The sequence below is a fragment of the Bacillus sp. GW823-FHT06A10 genome, from assembly GCF_058795375.1.
The window spans coordinates 1-714 of the sequence record NZ_JBXAHT010000020.1 but is presented as its reverse complement, the minus strand read 5'-3'; the positions used below and the strand labels follow the sequence as shown (position 1 = coordinate 714).

1 protein-coding gene and 1 pseudogene are annotated in these 714 nt (G+C 28.2%); both read right to left on the bottom strand.

Annotated features, from left to right (window positions below):
• Positions 1–23 precede the first annotated feature (23 nt).
• Positions 24–143: pseudogene (locus tag AC1Q8M_RS27855) on the bottom strand (WXG100 family type VII secretion target); the annotation flags it as partial.
• Positions 144–260: 117 nt separating this feature from the next.
• Entirely contained in the window at positions 261–527 is a 267-nt protein-coding gene (locus AC1Q8M_RS27850) for a DUF4176 domain-containing protein (RefSeq protein ID WP_001088075.1), read from the bottom strand.
• Between the last annotated feature and the right edge of the window lie 187 nt (positions 528–714).

Genomic DNA, 714 nt, shown 5'->3' with positions numbered 1-714 from the left:
TTTCCATATTACTCTCCTAAAAACTAAAAAATTTTATCTAAAGTTGCTCCGATTCCAGATTTAACTCTATCTTTTATCGAATCCTGTTTACCATCATGATTCCAATCACCTTTGTTAAATTTGATTCCATCAGTTTCTATATTAATTTCTATAAAAACATCCAAGCTTATTCCACTCCAATAAAAGATCCGTTTGCTGCATCACTAATAAGAAATAATGTAAAAAAAACTGCTTGTTTAAACAGTTTTTTACATTATTTCTTATTTTATTTTAGATAATACATTTTTTTGGAAAGTACGCTCTTCCTGATCTTCATATCCAGTTGAAACAACTTCTTGAATATCATCATGATTAAATAAATAAGTGAAATCTGGATTAATATAGCCTTCTGGATAAGGACATCCCATATAATCGAATTTTCTTACCTCATCTGTTGCTACTTTTTGTTTTCGCCCAAAAATCATAAGTTTCTTTGTACCTTCTTTTAAAATTACAATAGATCCTATAGGAAAAAGTTGCGAATTCATTGTATGTCCTCCTCCTTATTAATTGTTTTTTTAAGAATTTAAGGAATCTAGATTGGTTTTCCATCTCTTTAAATCAATATATATACATATATATACACCATATATACTAGACACAACAGCCAATAAAGAAAAGACTAAAATTAAGACCGTCGCTAAACCGTTTTGTGATAATGTACCTATACATATT